Here is a 17,672-nt window from a genome sequence, read left to right as displayed (position 1 = left end):
TGATGTGCCCTCATTTGTTAATACGATTGAGGAAGGAAAACGGATGCAAAAAAAACGAAAAATTATCGCATTTCGTTCGCCCGACGAAAACGGCCTTCATAATCAAAGACTTTTTCCCGGACTTGCCAGAACTGGCCTTTCTTACGTGCGACGACAAAATCGGGGTGCCGCAGTAAAACTTCCTGCGCAATGATGTCGGCAGGGGTTATCCAGCGCAGCGGTATGCCGGGCGTACGGGTATGTGGGCGGATAAACAGCTGTTCGAAGGCGGTTTTCTGCGCGGGTGTTTGCAGGCGGAAGCGCTCACTAACATCAGCTCCGTCTTCATCGTAATAGGTGATTTTCAGCCATGGGCCTTTTTCATCCGCACCATGCTGAAGTGACATGCCACTGCAACGCAATACCAGGGCATCTTTCAGCTTCAGCGCGGCTTTCAGCATGTCGTCCGGGTCGACCAGCACGGTGTCACATTCCCGGCAGCGGCGAGCGGCAATGTCGTTCTCCGCATTGCACTGCGGGCAGTTTTTAAACCGAAAACGAAAATCGCACTGTTCACGATGGCCTTCGTCATCTTCCAGCCAGCCCTGACAGCGACGGCCGAAGTGTTCGATTAGCGTGCCGTCCGACGTGGTTTTCCCCCAGAAGGTATTGGCAAAGCCGCAGGCAGGGCAAAAAACCTGCACTGGCACGTTGTCACTTTTGCCTTTTGGCGCCCCGACTTCCGGGGCGAAAAGGTCATGTGGATTGCCTGCGTAGTCCAGAATCAGGCAGTCGGTTTTTCCGGGAGAGAGGCGCAGGCCGCGGCCAACAATTTGTTGGTAAAGACTCACTGATTCCGTTGGGCGCAGGATAGCAATCAAATCAACGTGTGGTGCATCAAAACCTGTCGTAAGCACCGCCACGTTGACCAGATAGCGAAATTTCTGCGCTTTAAACTCTTCAATCAGTCGATCGCGCTCAGGTGTGGGTGTTTCGCCAGTAATCAACGCGGCATCGTTCGCAGGCAGCAGGCCGGTGATTTCTTTGGCGTGTTCGACGGTCGAAGCGAAAATCATCACGCCTTTGCGATTCTGCGCAAACTCAACAATCTGGCTGATGATATGCGGCGTTACGCGCTGCTGTTTTTTCAGCTCGCGATTAAGATCAGACTCGCTAAACAGGCCGTTACTTTGTACCTGTAAACGGCTGAAGTCGTACTGCACCACCGGCATATCCAGCCGTTCCGGCGGCGTCAGATAGCCATGCTTAATCATGTAGCGCAGCGGCAGCTCATAGATGCAGTCGCGGAACAGCGCTTTTTCATCGCCGCGGACCATGCCGTGATAATGGAAGCGATAAATCCAGCCTTTGCCCAAACGAAACGGCGTGGCGGTTAATCCCAAAAGACGTAAGTGAGGATTCACCTGCCGCAGATGCGCCAGGATTTGCTGGTACTGGCTGTCGTCGTCATCGCTAATGCGGTGACACTCATCGACGATAAGCAGGGAAAACTCACCCCTGAAATGGTCAAGGTTACGCGCCACCGACTGAACGCTGCCAAACACCACTTTCCCGTGGCTCTCTTTACGTTTCAGGCCTGCCGCATAGATGTCAGCTTCCAGTCCTAACGCGAGGTACTTCGCATGGTTCTGTGCCACAAGCTCTTTGACGTGAGCCAGCACCAGCACGCGGCCGCGTGCAAGACGCGCCAGTTCGGCGATCACCAGGCTTTTGCCTGCACCCGTGGGCAGAACAATCACCGCAGGCTGCTGATGTTGGCGAAAGTGGGCGAGGGTAGCGTCTACCGCTTCCTGCTGATAGGGGCGAAGAGTAAAGGTCATCTTTCCGGCGTCATTATTTACAGGCAAATAGTATGCCACGAATCTTTTCGCTTGAGTGGCTTAGCAGGGCCGTTATACTTGAACGCTGATATTGCTTCTTTAATCGGGCCAGGCCCGATACCCGCACTCTTACAGGCTAAAAATACTTCATGCGACTCGATAAGTTTATCGCTCAGCAACTCGGCGTAAGCCGTGCCATTGCCGGGCGCGAGATCCGCGCCAGCCGCGTTACCGTGGACGGCGAGATTGTCAAAAGCACTGCGTTCAAAATCCTGCCAGAACACGATGTGGAATATGACGGAAACCCGTTAGCACAGCAAACTGGCCCGCGTTACTTCATGCTGAACAAACCGCAGGGTTATGTGTGTTCTACGGATGACCCGGATCATCCGACGGTGTTGTACTTCCTTGATGAACCCGTAGCGCACAAACTGCATGCAGCAGGGCGTCTGGATATCGACACCACAGGGCTGGTGCTGATGACCGATGACGGTCAGTGGTCGCACCGCATCACCTCGCCACGACACCATTGCGAGAAGACTTATCTGGTCACGCTGGAATCTCCGGTCGCCGATGACACAGCTGAACAATTCACGAATGGCGTTCAACTGCATAATGAAAAAGATCTCACCAAACCTGCGCAGCTCGAAGTGATCACCCCGACAGAAGTCCGGTTGACCATCAGCGAAGGCCGCTATCACCAGGTGAAACGTATGTTTGCCGCAGTGGGTAACCACGTTGTCGGACTGCACCGTGAACGTATTGGTGAGATCAGGCTTGATGACAGTCTGGAGCCGGGGGAATACCGCGCGCTTACGGAAGATGAAATTGCCAGTGTCGGCCTGACGCCGCGCTAAACCAGGAGTATCTCAGTGACCACCAGGCAGCACTCATCGTTGGGTATCGTTTTCATCCTTGGCCTGTTGGCCATGCTGATGCCACTCTCCATTGATATGTATCTCCCGGCGCTGCCGGTGATCTCTGCACAGTTTGGCGTGCCTGCGGGCAGCGCTCAGATGACCCTCAGTACTTATATTCTGGGCTTTGCTCTCGGGCAGTTGCTGTACGGGCCAATGGCAGACAGCATCGGGCGTAAACCGGTTATCCTTGGCGGCACCCTGGTGTTTGCTGGGGCAGCCGTTGCCTGTGCGTTATCGCAAACTATTGACCATCTGATCGTTATGCGCTTTTTCCACGGCCTTGCGGCCGCCGCCGCGAGCGTGGTGATTAATGCCCTGATGCGCGATATCTACCCGAAGGAAGAGTTCTCCCGCATGATGTCTTTCGTCATGCTGGTGACGACGATCGCGCCGCTGGTGGCGCCGATGGTCGGGGGCGCGGTGCTGGTGTGGTTTAGCTGGCATGCGATTTTCTGGATCCTCGCCATTGCTGCTCTGCTGGCGTCGACCATGATCTATTTCTTCATTGATGAAACGTTGCCGCCTGAACGCCGCCAGAAGTTCCACATCCGCACCACCATGGGTAACTTTGCCTCGCTGTTCCGCCATAAGCGAGTGTTGAGCTACATGCTGGCAAGCGGCTTCAGCTTTGCCGGGATGTTCTCATTCCTCAGCGCCGGGCCGTTTGTCTATATCGAACTGAACCACGTTTCACCGCAGCACTTTGGTTATTACTTTGCACTGAACATCGTGTTCCTGTTCATCATGACCATCATCAATAGCCGCTTTGTGCGCCGCGTTGGGGCGATAAACATGTTCCGCGCGGGCCTGTGGATCCAGTTTGCGATGGCCATATGGATGGTGATCACCGCGCTGCTGGGCGCGGGGTTCTGGTCGTTGGTGGTAGGCGTGGCCGCTTTTGTCGGCTGCGTCTCGATGGTTTCTTCTAACGCGATGGCGGTTATTCTCGATGAGTTCCCGCACATGGCGGGGACCGCGTCATCCCTGGCGGGTACCTTCCGCTTCGGAATTGGCGCGCTGGTGGCTGCGTTACTGTCGATGGCGACGTTTACCACAGCCTGGCCAATGCTGATTTCCATTGCCGTCTGCGCCACCAGTTCCGTTCTCTTCTACTTCTACGCCAGCCGTCCCCGCAAAACCTCGCACTAAGCAAAACGCAGGCGTAAGAAAGGGGCGATGTCGCCCCTTTTTTGATGCACATCAACCGCTAATCGTTTCGTACATCTCATCTATGTTTCTTTTATGTAAAATCAATTAGTGTAAAAAGTCACACTGTTGTAGATAAAAAAATTGTGTTAGATCACAAAAACGGGTACATATAGCGCCGTTATGCATCCTGACATGAATTCTGATGACAAAAAGAGTGAGTTCCCCCTTAAAGGGAGGTGAGCGTTTTCTTTTCAGGATGCAGGACGTTTTGTAAACAGTGTGTTAATATGGATGTGAAATATTTGTGAGGCATTTGCTTCCGGGGAAAAAGACGTGAATACATTACAGCTCTCTATCGTACATCGACTGCCGCAGAGCTATCGTTGGTCCGAGGGTTTTGCAGGTTCCAGAGTTGAACCGATTCCGCAAAACGGCGACGCCGATGATAACAGCCTTGTGGCGCTGAAATTGCTGAGCCCGGCAGGGGATAACGCGTGGCCCGTCATGCAGAAACTCAGCGAGGCGCTGACCGATATCGAAGTGCGTAGCTCAGTGCTGGAATGCGAAGGTGAACCCTGCCTGTTTGTTGAAATGCAGGATGAGTTCGCCGCGACCTGTCGGCTGAAAAATTTCGGCGTGGCTATCGCAGAACCTTTCTCAGGCAACAATCCTTTCTGATTTTCAGCTCAGGGTAATCAGCTGGCGAGTGTACTCGTGTGCAGGCTCGTCAAAAACATGCTGGCACTCACCTTGCTCGACGACCTCCCCCCTGACGCAGCACAATCACCTGATGGCACAGTGAACGCACGACGTGCAGATCATGGCTGATAAAGATATACGCCAGTTGATGCTTTTGCTGGAGAGACTTCAGCAACGCCAGAATTTGCGCCTGAACGGTTCTGTCCAGTGAGGATGTCGGCTCGTCGAGCACGATAAGCTGCGGTTTGAGGATCAGCGCGCGGGCAATAGCAATACGCTGGCGCTGGCCGCCTGAAAACTCTGCCGGGTAACGCCAGCGAGTCTCAGGATCAAGGCCCACTTCTTTCATCACGCTAATCACTCCGGCTTCCCGCGCTTCGCTGGAAAGCGCCGGTTGGTGAACGCGTAGCCCTTCTTCAATAATTTGCAGCACATTCAGACGCGGATTGAGCGACGAATTCGGGTCCTGAAACACCACCTGGATCCGGTGACGCAATGGCAGCATTTGCCTGCGCGTGCGGCCCGTGATGGGCTCCCCGGCAAAGGTAATTTGCCCGGATGATGCAATCAGCCGCAACAGCGCGAGGCCTGTCGTGCTTTTCCCTGAACCCGATTCGCCAACCAGCCCCAGTGTTTCACCCGTTCGCAAGGTAAAAGAGAGGTTGTTGACCACGGTGTTTTCAGCCACTGTGCGCCGCAGCAGCCCTTTGCGAATCGGGAAGGCAACGCTAAGGTTTTCGACTTCCAGCAACGGTGAGCTATCAACCGGAAGGGGAACAGGTTCGCCGGCAGGCTCACTGTTCAGCAGCTTAATGGTGTAGGGGTGCTGAGGGTGAGAGAACAGCTTCAGGGCGAAGCTCTGTTCCACACAGCGCCCGTTTTGCATCACAGCGACATTGTCAGCCAGCTTGCGCACAATGCTCAGGTTATGGGTGATGAACAGCAGCCCCATGTTCAGCTCTTTGCGAAGTTCACGCAGCAATTGCAGAATTTGCGCCTGCACGGAGACATCCAGCGCGGTGGTTGGTTCATCGGCAATCAGCAGCTCCGGGCGTGTCAGCAGCGCCATGGCAATCATCACGCGTTGACGTTCGCCGCCTGAGAGCTGATGGGGATAATCATTCAACCGCTGTAGGGCGTTGCGAATACCCACACGATCCAGACAGGTTAAGATCTCGCCCCGAGCCGCTTCCTTACGCATCCCGCGATGAATCGACAGCACTTCATAAAGCTGTTTTTCCAGCGTATGCAGCGGATTCAGGGAAACCATGGGCTCCTGAAAAATCATCGCGATGCGATTGCCACGCACGCTTCGGAGCATACGCTCATCAGCATGCAACAGGGTTTCGCCGTGGAAGCAAATATCGCCGGTGGGATAACTGACAGGCGGCTCAGGCAACAGGCGCAAAATGGAAAGCGCGGAAACACTTTTGCCCGATCCGGATTCACCGACCAGCGCCAGCGTTTCTCCGGCCTCGATGTTCAACGACAGTTCACTCACCACCGTGCGAGCCTCGCCTCTGGCGGTGAAGGCTATCGAAAGATTGTCGATGGCTAATAGATGTTGCGTCATATTAAACCGCCTTACCGGGGTCAAAGGCGTCGCGCACGGCTTCACCAATGAAGATCAGCAGCGACAGCAAAAGGGCGACGGAGACGAAGGCGGTGATCCCTAACCACGGTGCCTGTAAATTGTTTTTCCCTTGCAGCAACAGTTCACCGAGCGAGGGTGAACCCAGTGGCAAACCAAAGCCGAGAAAATCCAGCGAGGTGAGAGTGGTTATCGAGCTGCAAAGAATAAACGGCAGGAAGGTTAGCGTGGCGACCATCGCGTTAGGCAGCATATGGCGGAAAATAATCGCCCGGTCGCTGACGCCCAAAGCCTGAGCCGCACGGATGTAGTCAAAATTACGGGTACGCAAAAATTCCGCGCGAACCACGCCCACGAGGGTCATCCAGCCAAAAAGGACGGTGATGGCCAGTAGCCACCAGAAGTTAGGCTGCACCACGCTTGAAAGCAGAATGATTAAAAACAGTGTCGGCATCCCCGACCACACTTCGATAAAGCGTTGACCCCATAAATCAATTTTCCCGCCGTAATAGCCCTGTACGGCGCCCGCCAGCACCCCCATCACGCTGGAACACAGCGTCAGCATCAGGCCAAACAGCAGAGAAATGCGGGTGCCATAAAGAATGCGCGCCAGCACGTCGCCGCCGTTTGCATCGGTGCCCAGCCAGTTTTGTGCGGAAGGCGGAGAAGGGAAGGGACGAGCGGTGGCGAAGTTAATTGAAGTTGCGCCAAAACGGATCGGTGCCCACAGCACGCGGCCGTGATCGCTCAGCTGTTTTTGCAACCAGGGGTCCTGATAATCCGCCGCCGTAGCAAACTGGCCGCCAAATTCCTTTTCGCTGTAGGTTTTCAGCGCCGGGAAGTAGATCTCGCCGTGATACTCGACGATAAGCGGGCGATCGTTGGCGATCAACTCCGAGCAGAGACTACAGACAAAAATAACAAGAAACAGGATCAGCGACCAAAAGCCGCGTCGGTTATGACGAAAACGCGCCCATCGGGCCTGATTGACGGCATTTAAACGTGGCATCAGCGTCCCTCAAAATCGATGCGCGGATCGACCAGCGTGTAAGTGATGTCGCTGACAATATTCAGCAGCAGGCCTATCAGAGAGAAGATATAGAGCGTGCCGAACATGACGGGATAGTCCCGGGACACGGTCGCTTCATAGCCCAAAAGCCCAAGTCCATTCAGTGAAAACATAACTTCTATAAGCAGCGAACCGGTAAAAAACATACTGATGAACGTAGCGGGAAACCCTGCTATCACCAGAAGCATCGCGTTGCGGAAGATATGCCGCCAGAGGATATTTTTCTCGCTGACGCCTTTCGCCCGCGCGGTCACCACATACTGTTTACGAACCTCATCGAGAAACGAGTTTTTGGTCAGCATGGTCAGGGCGGCAAAACCCCCAATCACCGTGGCGAGCACCGGCAATGTGATATGCCAGAGATAGTCGGTTATCTTCTGGTACCACGGCAGGGTGTCGAAATCAGGGGAAACCAGCCCGCGCAGTGGGAAGATGTCGTAATACGTGCCGCCAGCGAACAGGACAATCAGCACAATGGCGAACAGAAAGGCCGGAATGGCATAGCCCACGATGATAAACGCGCTGCTCCAGGTATCGAAGCGACTGCCGTTCTGCACGGCTTTGCGTATCCCCAGTGGAATCGACACCAGGTAGATTATCAGCGTGCTCCATAATCCCAGCGTTATCGACACGGGGAGGCTTTGCTTAATCAGGTGTAACACCGATGCGCTGCGAAACAGGCTGTCGCCAAAGTCTAAACGCACATAGTCCCACAGCATCCTGAAATAGCGTTCATGCATGGGTTTATCGAAGCCGTAGCGGTGAGTTAATTCGGCGATCACTTCGGGATCAAGACCGCGGCCGCCACGATACTGACTCTCACTGATATTGCCCACGCCGGTCCGGGCGTGTGTTGCGCCCATGCCTGAGGAACCACTGCCCGGCATCGCGCCCGGTTGACCAAACTCGATCGCCGCAATCGCCTGATCGACCGGGCCGCCAGGCGCAATCTGCACGATGAAAAAGTTAATGGTGATAATGGCCCACAGCGTCGGAATAACCAGCAGCAGTCGGCGAATCAGATAGGCCCCCATCTTCGCTCCTTAACGCCGGGCTTCCGGCAGTTTTGCCGCTTTGTTGACGTCATACCACCAGGTGTCAAAGCCCAGAGAGTAAACAGGACGCGTGGTGGGATGGGAGAATTTATCCCAGTACGCCAGACGGTCGGAGGCCATATACCACATCGGGATCTGATAGAAATTCCAGGTCAGCACGCGATCGAAGGCCCGGCCCAGCGGCAGCAGTTTCTGCTTGTTGCCTTCCCAGCGAATCATTTGCTGAATCAGGTTATCAATCACCGGGCTGCTGACGCCGGGGCCGTTGTAAGACGAGTTGATGTAGGCGGAAGACCAGTAGATTTGCAGATCGCTGCCGCTGGGCCACGGCATCGCGCGCCACAAACGCGGCATCATGTCGTAGTCGCGGGAACGCATCCGGTTGGTGGCCTGTGAAATGTCCACCTGGCGGATGTCCATCTTCACGCCCAGCCTCTCCAGGTTATGCTGGAAAGGCATGACCCACTGATTATTGCCCGCAGACGGGAGCAGCAGTTCAAATTGCAGCGGTTTGCCGGTGGCAGTGTTCACACGCTGTTGGCCTTTCAGCACCCATCCGGCATCGTTCAACAGCTTGTCTGCTTTCAGCAGATTTTCGCGGTCAAAGCCGTTGCCGTTCGATTTCGGTGGCTGATAAATGGAAGTAAACACTTCTGGTGGCAGATCTTTTTTCATCGGTGCCAGCAATACCAGTTCATCAGCATCCGGATAGCCTCGCGCCGCATACTCGGTATTCAGGAAGTAGCTGTTTGCCCGGCTATACGCGCCGTAGAACAGGGCTTTGTTCATCCATTCAAAATCAAAGGCCAGACCGATGGCTTCACGGACTTTACGATCCGCAAATACCGGACGCTGAATATTAAACGTCAGCCAGCGAGCATCCTGGGCGGAGTCGTTTTTTTCTTCCTCTTTGACGATGTAATGGTTGCTGAAGTTTTTACCGATATAGCGGGTTGCCCAGTTTTTGGGGCTGGTCTCGGTGCGGTAATCGAAGGCGCCAGCCTTGAAGGCTTCAAAGGCAACATTGTCATCAAGATAGTAATCATAGCGAATCGTGTCGAAGTTCCAGCGCCCGCGGTTTACCGGCAGCTCAGCGGCCCAGTAATCTTTCACTCGCGAATAAACCACGTATTGCCCCATGCGCCAGGCGGTGATTTTGTAAGGCCCGCTGGCTAAGGGGGGCGTTGAAAGCGGATCGCTGAGCTTATGATTTCGCCAGAATTTTTCCGGCATGACGGGCAGTGTAAAGAGGCTCAGCATATCCTCTTTGCTCGGTTTGGCGAGTTCGATACGCACGGTTAAAGGGGCGATAGCTTTTACCGTTGTGCCTTTGTAGACAATGCGGAATTGTGGAACACCTTCGGTCATGAATTTATGGAAGGTAAACGCCACATCCTGAGCGGTGATTGGGCTACCATCGTGAAAACGAGCGTGTGGATTGAGGGTGACTTCTGCCCAGGAAAAATCGTCGGCATAGCGGGCCATGTCGGCAATCAGCGGATAGTAGCTGCCGGGCTCATCATCAGAAGTGGTAAACAGCGCGTCATACAGCGCGTCGGTGCGTTCGGCGGCATTACCCCGCAGGGCAAAGCGGTTAAAGTTGTCGTAAGCCCCTAACGCGGAGAGCGTCACCGCACCACCTTTCGGTGCGGCAGGGTTCACATAGTCATAGTGGGTGAAGTTAAAGGCATACTTCGGTTCGCCAATCACGGCAAACGCGTAGCTCTCTTTAATGGTTTGCGCGTGCCCTGTCAGGGAAAACAGCGCCAGCAGCAACAGACCCATGCGCACAACAATCACCGATATCTCTTCCTTCTGCGGTCATTAACAGGCAAGTGACTCATCCTGTTGAATCATAAGTGACGCTCAGGCCGTTGTGAAATAATTCTCAGGTTTCGCATGGGCTTCCACCAGTTTTTCCAGCGTCAGCGGGCGGCTAATCCAGTATCCCTGCAGGAAGTTGACGCCATGCTGTCGCAGCCAGTTGGCCTGCTCCTGGGTTTCTACGCCTTCTGCCACCGTCACCAGACTCATCTTCTTCGCAAGCGTGAGTACGGCATCCAGCACCGGAGAGGTGACGGTCTCCGTACCGATGGCGTTGACGAAGCCACGGTCGATTTTCAGGTAGTCAAACGAGTAGCGCTCCAGATAAATAAGCGCGCTGTGGCCAGTGCCGAAATCATCAATCGCAATTTCATACCCTTCGTGATGCAGCCACTCAAAGAGTTTCATCGCCTGGCGCTGATTAAGCATATCGCGCTCGGTAATCTCTAACACCAGCTGGAAATAGTTGGCCGGTAACATCGCACTGAGATCGCGTAAATCCTGCTGGAAGCTCTCCTCCAGCAAATGCGCTGGCGCGATGTTAATGCCAAGTTTGGCCCCTGGCGGCAGGAGTTGTTGTAAGACAGGGGCGTCTTTGGCGATAAGATCAAACAGATGACGCGTTAGCGGGACGATGAGCTGCTGCGCTTCGGCAAAGTTGATAAATGCATCAGGCGGAATTTCGCCCGCGCTGGGGTGTTTCCATCTCATCAGCACTTCCACGCCGCGAATTTGCATGGTTTCTGCTTCCACGACGGGCTGGTATACCACATAGAACTGATTGCGCTTGATGGCCGACGTAATCTCTTTACCCGGACGCAAACGCACAGTCAGCACGTAGTAACAGAGCAAGCCACTCAGCAACCCGCACATCGCCCCCATCAGCAGTGAGAATTGCATATTCTCCGTCGCCCACGTATCGCCGTAGATGTAGATGGTGAGCGGTAATCCTTTGATTTTGGCGACTCGTACAGGTTTACCTTTGAGTGTTCGCTCAGAGATGGGCTGAGGGCTAAACGTCGATATCGCCGTGCCATTGGCGACCAGCGCGACGCCTGTAAACTGGTTCTGCCTGGAGGAGTAGAGGAGCCACGGCATCAGGCTGGCGTTGATCGAAGCAAAGATCCCGCGGTTTTCCATCAACGGACTACGGATCCACAGTGCGAAAGCCGGTTTTTGCGGCATCATCGGTGTCCCCGGCAGGATCTCCATATCGATTTTTTTATGGGTATCGACCTGTGGCACTAACTGTTTCATCGGTACATGCATTTCACCGGTTGCAGAGGAACAGGTGGCATTGTCATTTTCGACTAACAGAAACGCCCGCACGTTAAGGCTAAACGCGGCCCGTGAAGTGAGCTCAGAAGCGACATCCGCACAGCGGCTCAGGGTCAATGGCTGCAGTTTATCCATTGTTGTGAGCAATTCACCAAAGTAATCGTTCAGGTAGGATTGCAGATCATGGGTGATCGTGTCGAACTGAGTGGCGCGTTTGTGGTGAAAGAGAGCTAACTGAATGCTTCCCGAAAGCAGGGCGACCACCACCCCCAGCAACAGGCTGGAGAAGAGGATTTTTCGACCGACCGAGAAGTAGCGGGTGAACATAGAGGTATTTTATCCGTGGTATTTGAAACGGTAATTCAACGCCTTGGGACGCCATGCACCGTCTTTCCAGCATAGTCTATTTCGCCATCCTGGCAGGCACGGACGAAAGAAGAAAAAAAAAGCACTGCTTAGCAGTGCTTTCATTTTGACTCTTGCTGTCAGCCAAGGGAAAACCGGCAGCAAGAGAGACATCAGGAACGACTCAGGACACGTCGCGCTTCGTTATAGCGCTTGTTCCAGTAGGGCTCATTCATGCTGGAAATCGTCACACCACTGCTGGTGGAAGCATGAACAAACTGGTCATTACCGATATAGATACCGACATGACGACCCGTAGAACCTGCACGGAACAGGACTAAATCACCGGTACGCAGTTTGCTGCGTGAAATTGATTTGCCCATTTCCTGCTGCTCGTAAGTCGAGCGAGGCAGGTCCATACCAAACTGTTCACGGAAGGTGCGCTGTACAAAAGCGGAACAATCGATCCCGCGTTTGGTGTCACCACCTAGGCGATAACGAACGCCTTTCCAGCTTGCATATTGTTCCATCAGGCGCGACTTAACGTCGAGATTACGCACCATGGATTCAAATTCATCCTGAGAGGCTTGCAGTGATGAAGGATCTTCGACCCCCACAGCATGCGTCTCAGAATGCATATTCTTTGCGGTGTTCGTTGTACTACATGCAGAAAGCAGAACCGCGACTGCTACAGCGGGGATTGCCCGCAGGATGTATCTCAAAATTGGTTGAGATGTGACCATATTGTTTATTTTCCCTTGAAGTCCTTAACGATAAAAACCGTTATAAAAATGCCAAACGTGACGAGACTAAATACCTGCCGACAATGAGACAATTCCCGATTCCCGGAATTGTGCAGTACCGCACAAATTTATTCACTTCCTGAATAATTTATCTCTGAAAGGCAAAACGAGATTGAGAGTACCCTATCACTCCCAGACTGACTAGGCCTTTTCTTGGTTTTTTTATAAGAAATTGTGATAGCGATTACGGGGTTTCAGCTAAGCGGAAAAATGGCGACAAAACTGCTCGTAAAATAAGCAAGCACCTCATTTTTAAGCAGATAATGATGACAGGAAGATGAACCCCTAAATTAAATTCCACTCAGAAAAAACTCAGGGATCCAAAACGATCCCTGATGAGTGTGATTATTTTTTGTTGGAAATTTGTTTAATTTTTGTTTGGGACTGTCGGGAGATGACAATCAAAGAGGGCAATCGTCTTATCGCTGAGCGGGGTCAAAAGTATCCACGGCATCCCAATCAGTACCGCGGTTAGCGATCCGACGGCAATATCAGTAAACCAGTGAGCGCCAATCATCACGCGCGGGAATGCAAAAACCACAAAAATAATCAGGGCAACCAGTGCCGCTTTTTGGCCAAAATATCGCCACATAAAGGTCGCGAATATCAGCAGCATCATTCCGTGATCGCCCGGGAAACTGTCCTTCGACGCATCCTTAGTGGAAATATGCAGTAAATCACTGACCCGCTGAACATCAGGGAAAAAGAGTGAGGGGCTGGCGCGTTTTACCGGCATGAGATGCTGTGCCAACTGATTCACGATGACAGCTGAGAGCAACATCACCAGGCCAATAATCATGATTCTCCGACGCCCTGCTGACTGTTCTTTCAGCCAGAAGCTCAGCATCAAACCGCCCATGGCCAGCAACGAAAAACCGTCAAAGGCGCGGTTATTGGTGATGGCCAAAAACCAGACATAGGCCCGATTTTCTTCTGCCACACCGTGGTTGAAGAAATGAAAAATCGCGGAATCGACAGGGAACCAGAAGCCATGGTTTGGCATCAGATACCAGCTCAGAAAGAGCGCAAAACCGGCGACATTAAGCAGTAAAATAAGAGGAATTCGAGTTTTCATAGCACAATCTTTAAAGCAAAAAACAACGTCGGACCATACCGACGTTAACTTAAACGAAGCTTCAACAGGGCGGACTGCAGGCTGTTCCAGTCCGTTTCTGAATCGTTAATCAGTTCGATGCGGCTGTCTGGTGGCGCAACGGACTGGGTTTCAATCCGCAAATCCGCACCCTGACGGTTGATTCTGACTAACCCTTCCTGGATCCGTAGCACGCCTTTCACTCTGGAAACAGGCGCCAGACGGGCCCACTCCAGAATGCCGATGGTATCGAAGACGGTATCAGCATCAAAAATCCAGCCGCAGGCCTGATGGCCCTGACCGCTGTTGATACTGCGTCGCCAGCGCTGATGCTCGGGCAAAGATAACGCAGCCAGCCCTTTGTTGGAGGCGTGGCTGTGCGAATGGGCAGCGCTTTCCGGGAGCTGAGCCAGATTACGGCGCGGTAAATCGAGCAGTGAAGTGTCGATCTCACCCTGGGTTGTTTCAACAAACTGACGTTCGCCGCCGAAGTTGTCCCACCAGGTGCTGAAGGCTACTTTGCTTTCAGGCGTTGCCCGGTCACCTTTGTTGGCCACAATGATGTCTGCCGCGGCGAGCTGATCGCGGAAGTTTTCATTGTTCACCACCTTCTCATCCAGCAACTGGCGAGGGTCGAGCACGCAAAGCGTGGCACGCAATTCAATCCACGGTTCGTACACTGGTGCCGTCAGAATATCGAGGATCTGCTTTGGATGACCGAGCCCCGTCGGTTCAATCAACAGGCGATCGGGTTTGGCCTGACGCAGCAAGGTATTGAGCCCAACTTGCATAGGTAAACCGTTGACACAACACATGCAGCCGCCAGGGATCTCTTTGAGCAGTGCGCCGCTGTAGGCCAGCAAAGCGCCGTCGATCCCGACTTCACCGAACTCATTCACCAGCACTGCCCATTTTTCATCGGCAGGTTTGGTGGCCAGTAAATGGAGGATCGAGGTCGTTTTACCGCTGCCAAGAAAACCGGTAATCAGGTTGGTAAGGGTCACGTGGGCTCCAGATTGACTGACGGTGTCAGTGTTATACTGTAACAAGAACCCGTTATCATGGCGAAAAATGACGAAAAAGAGAAGGGAATGTGCGGACAGAAGGGGAATCTGTCCGCTAAAAAGCAGGAACTGTTAAATCTTAAGGGTATTCTTCACGCTCTCGCGAGCACCTTGCTGAACAAGCCGCTGCCAGGCTTGCTGAATTTCGTTCACGAAGAGGGCGTTCTGTGGCAAGTCCTGACCAAAAATTTCGCTCAGCGTGAGCAGGGCAGTGACACGTTCATCTTCGCTGCTGGTCGCGACAAGGGCTTTGATTTTATCCGCAAGCGGGTCGCGAACATCAATAGCTTGTCCGTTTTCATCGATGCCGCTGACGTAACGCATCCAGCCTGCTACACCCAGGGCAAGCAACGGCCACTGGCTTTCGCGTTCCAGATGGACGCGGATCCCTTCCAGCATGCGCTGCGGCAGTTTTTGGCTGCCGTCCATCGCTATTTGCCAGGTGCGGTGTTTCAACGCTGGATTCGTGAAGCGCGTGATGAGACTGTTGGCATAGGCCTGTAAGTCAACGCCTGTAATGCGCAGGGTTGGCGCTTGTTCCTTCATCATTAACTGTAAGGCGGCGGCGCGGAAATCCTCGTCTTGCATGCAGTCGCTGATGTGGTCATAGCCCGCCAGATAGCCAAGATAAGCGAGGAACGAATGACTGCCATTCAGCATTCGAAGTTTCATCTGTTCCCAGGGAAGAACGTCGCTCACCATCTGTGCGCCAGCCAGTTCCCACTCAGGGCGGCCTGCGACGAAGTTATCTTCAACCACCCATTGGATGAAGGGTTCGCTGCTGATGGCGCAGGGATCTTCAACGCCCAGCGTCGCCGTGATTTCAGCCAGCGATTCTTCCGTTGCGGCCGGAACGATTCTGTCGACCATGGTGCCCGGGAAACTGACGTGTTCTGCAATCCACTCGGCGAGTTCAGGTGAACGCTTCTGTGCCATACCGAGCACGGCATTTTTCACCACATGGCCGTTATCAGGAATATTATCGCAAGACAGGACCGTAAACGGAGCCAGTCCGCGTTCGCGGCGGCGATGCAACGCTTCCACCAGAATGCCTGGGGCAGAGTGGGGTTCAGAAGGATTTTCCAGATCGTGGACGATCCGCGGTTGCGTCACATCCAGACGGCCCGTCGCCGGATCGATGCAGTAGCCTTTTTCGGTGATCGTCAGGGAAACAATCGCCACCTGGGGCTCGCAAAACTTTTCGATGATCGCCGCCAGAGAGTCGAGCTTCGCATTGAGGCACTCATGCACGGCGCCAATCACAATGGGCTGATTGCCGTCCGCCCCTTTTTCCAGCACGGTATAAAGATGATGCTGAGCGCGTAGCTGGCTCATCAGCACATCGCCGCTGAACAGGCTGATTTCGCACAATCCCCAGTCGCCACCTTTCGCGTTAAGCACCCGGTCAGTCAGTAACGCCTGATGCGCGCGATGGAAAGCCCCAAACCCGAAGTGCACAATTCGCGAGCGGAGCTGCTGACGGTCATACTGAGGCAACTGTACGTTGTCAGGGAGCGTCGCGGTGGCAATCGTCTTCATTATATAAACACCTGCTTAACCATTAATTAACAACGAGCAGTGTAAAGTTATATGACAGCAAATTGAATTGGTGTGCCGTATTTATCCGGGGAATGTGAGCTGGATCAATCAATGTCAGGGCTAAAATTGACCCTGCCAAATAAACATGTATGGTAGTCGTCATCGAAGCAGTCAATATTGGTATGACAACTTAAGAGGGTGACACAATGGAACAAACCTGGCGTTGGTATGGACCGAATGATCCGGTTTCTCTTGATGATGTGCGCCAGGCCGGCGCCACCGGTGTTGTGACGGCACTGCACCATATTCCGAACGGTCAGGTTTGGCCGGTCGACGAGATTCAAGCTCGCAAGGCATTGCTGGCCGAAAAAGGGCTGACCTGGTCGGTAGTAGAAAGCATTCCGGTACACGAAGACATCAAAACCCAGTCTGGTGAGTGCAAAACCTGGATTGCGAACTATCAGCAGAGCATCCGTAATCTGGCAGCCTGTGGCATTGATACCGTGTGCTACAACTTCATGCCGATTCTGGACTGGACGCGTACTGACCTCGAATACACCCTGCCAGATGGCTCAAAAGCGCTGCGTTTCGATCAGATTGCCTTTGCAGCCTTTGAAATCCATATCCTCAAGCGTCCGGGTGCCGAAGCGGATTACAGCGCTGAAGAGCAAAAGCAGGCGCAGGATTACTTCCACAAAATGAGCGCGGCAGAAATTGAAAAGCTGACCCGCAACATCATTGCTGGCCTGCCTGGCGCGGAAGAGGGGTACACCCTGGATCAGTTCCGCAAGCGTCTGGCTGAATACGACCACATCAGCAAGGACAACCTGCGTGAAAACATGGCTGTCTTCCTTCGCGCAATTGTGCCAGTGGCTGAAGAAGTAGGTGTGCGCCTCGCGGTGCATCCGGACGATCCACCGCGTCCAATCCTGGGTCTGCCGCGTATCGTTTCTACCATTGAAGATATGCAGTGGCTGAAAGAGACCGTCGACAGCATCAACAACGGCTTCACCATGTGTACCGGTTCCTATGGCGTACGTGCGGATAACGACCTGGTGAAAATGATCGAGACCTTCGGCGATCGCATTCACTTCACCCACCTGCGCGCCACTTGCCGTGAAGAGAACCCGAAGACCTTCCACGAAGGTTCTCACCTGAACGGCGACGTGAATATGGTGGCGGTAGTCGATGCTATCCTGTCTGAAGAGTCTCGCCGTAAGAAAGCAGGCGATCTGCGTCCGATTCCTTTCCGTCCGGACCACGGCCATCAGATGCTGGACGATCTGAAGAAGAAAACCAACCCGGGTTATTCGGCGATTGGCCGCCTGAAAGGCATGGCGGAAGTTCGCGGCGTTGAGCTGACGCTGAAGATGACCAAATACCCTGAACTGCTGTAACAAGATTCAGGCAATAAAAAAGGACG

At 53.5% G+C, this 17,672-nt stretch carries 13 protein-coding genes and 1 pseudogene; 4 read left to right on the top strand and 10 right to left on the bottom strand.

What is annotated here, in order from left to right; all coding sequences use genetic code 11:
- Positions 1–62 precede the first annotated feature (62 nt).
- Entirely contained in the window at positions 63–1,820 is a 1,758-nt protein-coding gene (locus ACRCWW_RS05865; RefSeq protein WP_438681568.1) for a DEAD/DEAH box helicase, read from the bottom strand.
- A gap of 149 nt (positions 1,821–1,969) precedes the next feature.
- On the opposite strand from ACRCWW_RS05865, the gene rsuA reads away from it, so the two are divergent.
- From rsuA to ACRCWW_RS05850, 3 genes are all read left to right on the top strand, one after another.
- Positions 1,970–2,677, top strand: coding sequence for a 16S rRNA pseudouridine(516) synthase RsuA (gene rsuA, locus ACRCWW_RS05860; RefSeq protein ID WP_438681567.1), 708 nt, complete (start codon positions 1,970–1,972; stop codon positions 2,675–2,677).
- Positions 2,678–2,692: 15 nt separating this feature from the next.
- Positions 2,693–3,889 (top strand): Bcr/CflA family multidrug efflux MFS transporter, encoded by a 1,197-nt coding sequence (locus tag ACRCWW_RS05855; RefSeq protein ID WP_438681566.1) that lies wholly within the window; start codon positions 2,693–2,695, stop codon positions 3,887–3,889.
- A 333-nt stretch (positions 3,890–4,222) separates the two neighbouring features.
- Entirely contained in the window at positions 4,223–4,567 is a 345-nt protein-coding gene (locus ACRCWW_RS05850; RefSeq protein ID WP_438681565.1) for a YejG family protein, read from the top strand.
- 3 nt (positions 4,568–4,570) lie between these two features.
- Here ACRCWW_RS05850 and yejF read toward each other — a convergent pair.
- From yejF to ACRCWW_RS05805, 9 genes and pseudogenes are all read right to left on the bottom strand, one after another.
- Positions 4,571–6,161, bottom strand: a pseudogene (yejF, locus tag ACRCWW_RS05845) (microcin C ABC transporter ATP-binding protein YejF).
- Between the two features lies 1 nt (position 6,162).
- Positions 6,163–7,188 carry an ABC transporter permease gene (locus ACRCWW_RS05840; protein ID WP_438681564.1) on the bottom strand — a complete coding sequence of 342 codons (1,026 nt, stop codon included), beginning with the start codon at positions 7,186–7,188 and terminating at the stop codon, positions 6,163–6,165.
- Entirely contained in the window at positions 7,188–8,282 is a 1,095-nt protein-coding gene (locus ACRCWW_RS05835; protein ID WP_438681563.1) for a microcin C ABC transporter permease YejB, read from the bottom strand. The genes ACRCWW_RS05840 and ACRCWW_RS05835 overlap by 1 nt, the downstream gene beginning before the upstream one ends.
- A 9-nt stretch (positions 8,283–8,291) precedes the next feature.
- Positions 8,292–10,100, bottom strand: a complete 1,809-nt coding sequence (locus ACRCWW_RS05830) for an extracellular solute-binding protein (protein WP_438681581.1) — start codon at positions 10,098–10,100, stop codon at positions 8,292–8,294.
- Between the two features lie 69 nt (positions 10,101–10,169).
- Entirely contained in the window at positions 10,170–11,732 is a 1,563-nt protein-coding gene (locus ACRCWW_RS05825) for a cyclic di-GMP phosphodiesterase (RefSeq protein WP_438681562.1), read from the bottom strand.
- A gap of 191 nt (positions 11,733–11,923) precedes the next feature.
- The gene (mepS, locus tag ACRCWW_RS05820) at positions 11,924–12,493 is read right to left on the bottom strand and encodes a bifunctional murein DD-endopeptidase/murein LD-carboxypeptidase (RefSeq protein ID WP_438681561.1); all 570 of its coding nucleotides are present in this window, start codon (positions 12,491–12,493) and stop codon (positions 11,924–11,926) included.
- Positions 12,494–12,920: 427 nt separating this feature from the next.
- Positions 12,921–13,628, bottom strand: coding sequence for a phosphatase PAP2 family protein (locus ACRCWW_RS05815; protein WP_438681560.1), 708 nt, complete (start codon positions 13,626–13,628; stop codon positions 12,921–12,923).
- 44 nt (positions 13,629–13,672) lie between these two features.
- Positions 13,673–14,650, bottom strand: coding sequence for a CobW family GTP-binding protein (locus tag ACRCWW_RS05810; protein ID WP_438681559.1), 978 nt, complete (start codon positions 14,648–14,650; stop codon positions 13,673–13,675).
- Between the two features lie 132 nt (positions 14,651–14,782).
- On the bottom strand, positions 14,783–16,249 hold the full coding sequence (locus tag ACRCWW_RS05805; protein WP_438681558.1) for a mannitol dehydrogenase family protein: 1,467 nt from the start codon (positions 16,247–16,249) through the stop codon (positions 14,783–14,785).
- A 206-nt stretch (positions 16,250–16,455) separates the two neighbouring features.
- On the opposite strand from ACRCWW_RS05805, the gene uxuA reads away from it, so the two are divergent.
- A complete protein-coding gene (uxuA, locus tag ACRCWW_RS05800) occupies positions 16,456–17,646 on the top strand; it encodes a mannonate dehydratase (protein ID WP_438681557.1) in 1,191 nt (396 codons plus the stop codon).
- Positions 17,647–17,672 lie beyond the last annotated feature (26 nt).

Origin of the sequence: Scandinavium sp. (assembly GCF_051650185.1) — a bacterium.
Taxonomy (GTDB): Bacteria; Pseudomonadota; Gammaproteobacteria; order Enterobacterales; family Enterobacteriaceae; genus Scandinavium.
The sequence above is the reverse complement of the archived record's forward strand: the minus strand, read 5'-3'. Positions and strand labels throughout refer to the sequence as shown.

What these genes read in the sequence shown, in the direction of transcription:
- ACRCWW_RS05865 (WP_438681568.1), bottom strand. Translation starts at nt 1,820, where the DNA reads ATGACCTTTACTCTTCGCCCCTATCAGCAGGAAGCGGTAGACGCTACC.
- rsuA (WP_438681567.1), top strand. Translation starts at nt 1,970, where the DNA reads ATGCGACTCGATAAGTTTATCGCTCAGCAACTCGGCGTAAGCCGTGCC.
- ACRCWW_RS05840 (WP_438681564.1), bottom strand. Translation starts at nt 7,188, where the DNA reads ATGCCACGTTTAAATGCCGTCAATCAGGCCCGATGGGCGCGTTTTCGT.
- ACRCWW_RS05835 (WP_438681563.1), bottom strand. Translation starts at nt 8,282, where the DNA reads ATGGGGGCCTATCTGATTCGCCGACTGCTGCTGGTTATTCCGACGCTG.
- ACRCWW_RS05825 (WP_438681562.1), bottom strand. Translation starts at nt 11,732, where the DNA reads ATGTTCACCCGCTACTTCTCGGTCGGTCGAAAAATCCTCTTCTCCAGC.
- mepS (WP_438681561.1), bottom strand. Translation starts at nt 12,493, where the DNA reads ATGGTCACATCTCAACCAATTTTGAGATACATCCTGCGGGCAATCCCC.
- ACRCWW_RS05815 (WP_438681560.1), bottom strand. Translation starts at nt 13,628, where the DNA reads ATGAAAACTCGAATTCCTCTTATTTTACTGCTTAATGTCGCCGGTTTT.
- ACRCWW_RS05805 (WP_438681558.1), bottom strand. Translation starts at nt 16,249, where the DNA reads ATGAAGACGATTGCCACCGCGACGCTCCCTGACAACGTACAGTTGCCT.
- uxuA (WP_438681557.1), top strand. Translation starts at nt 16,456, where the DNA reads ATGGAACAAACCTGGCGTTGGTATGGACCGAATGATCCGGTTTCTCTT.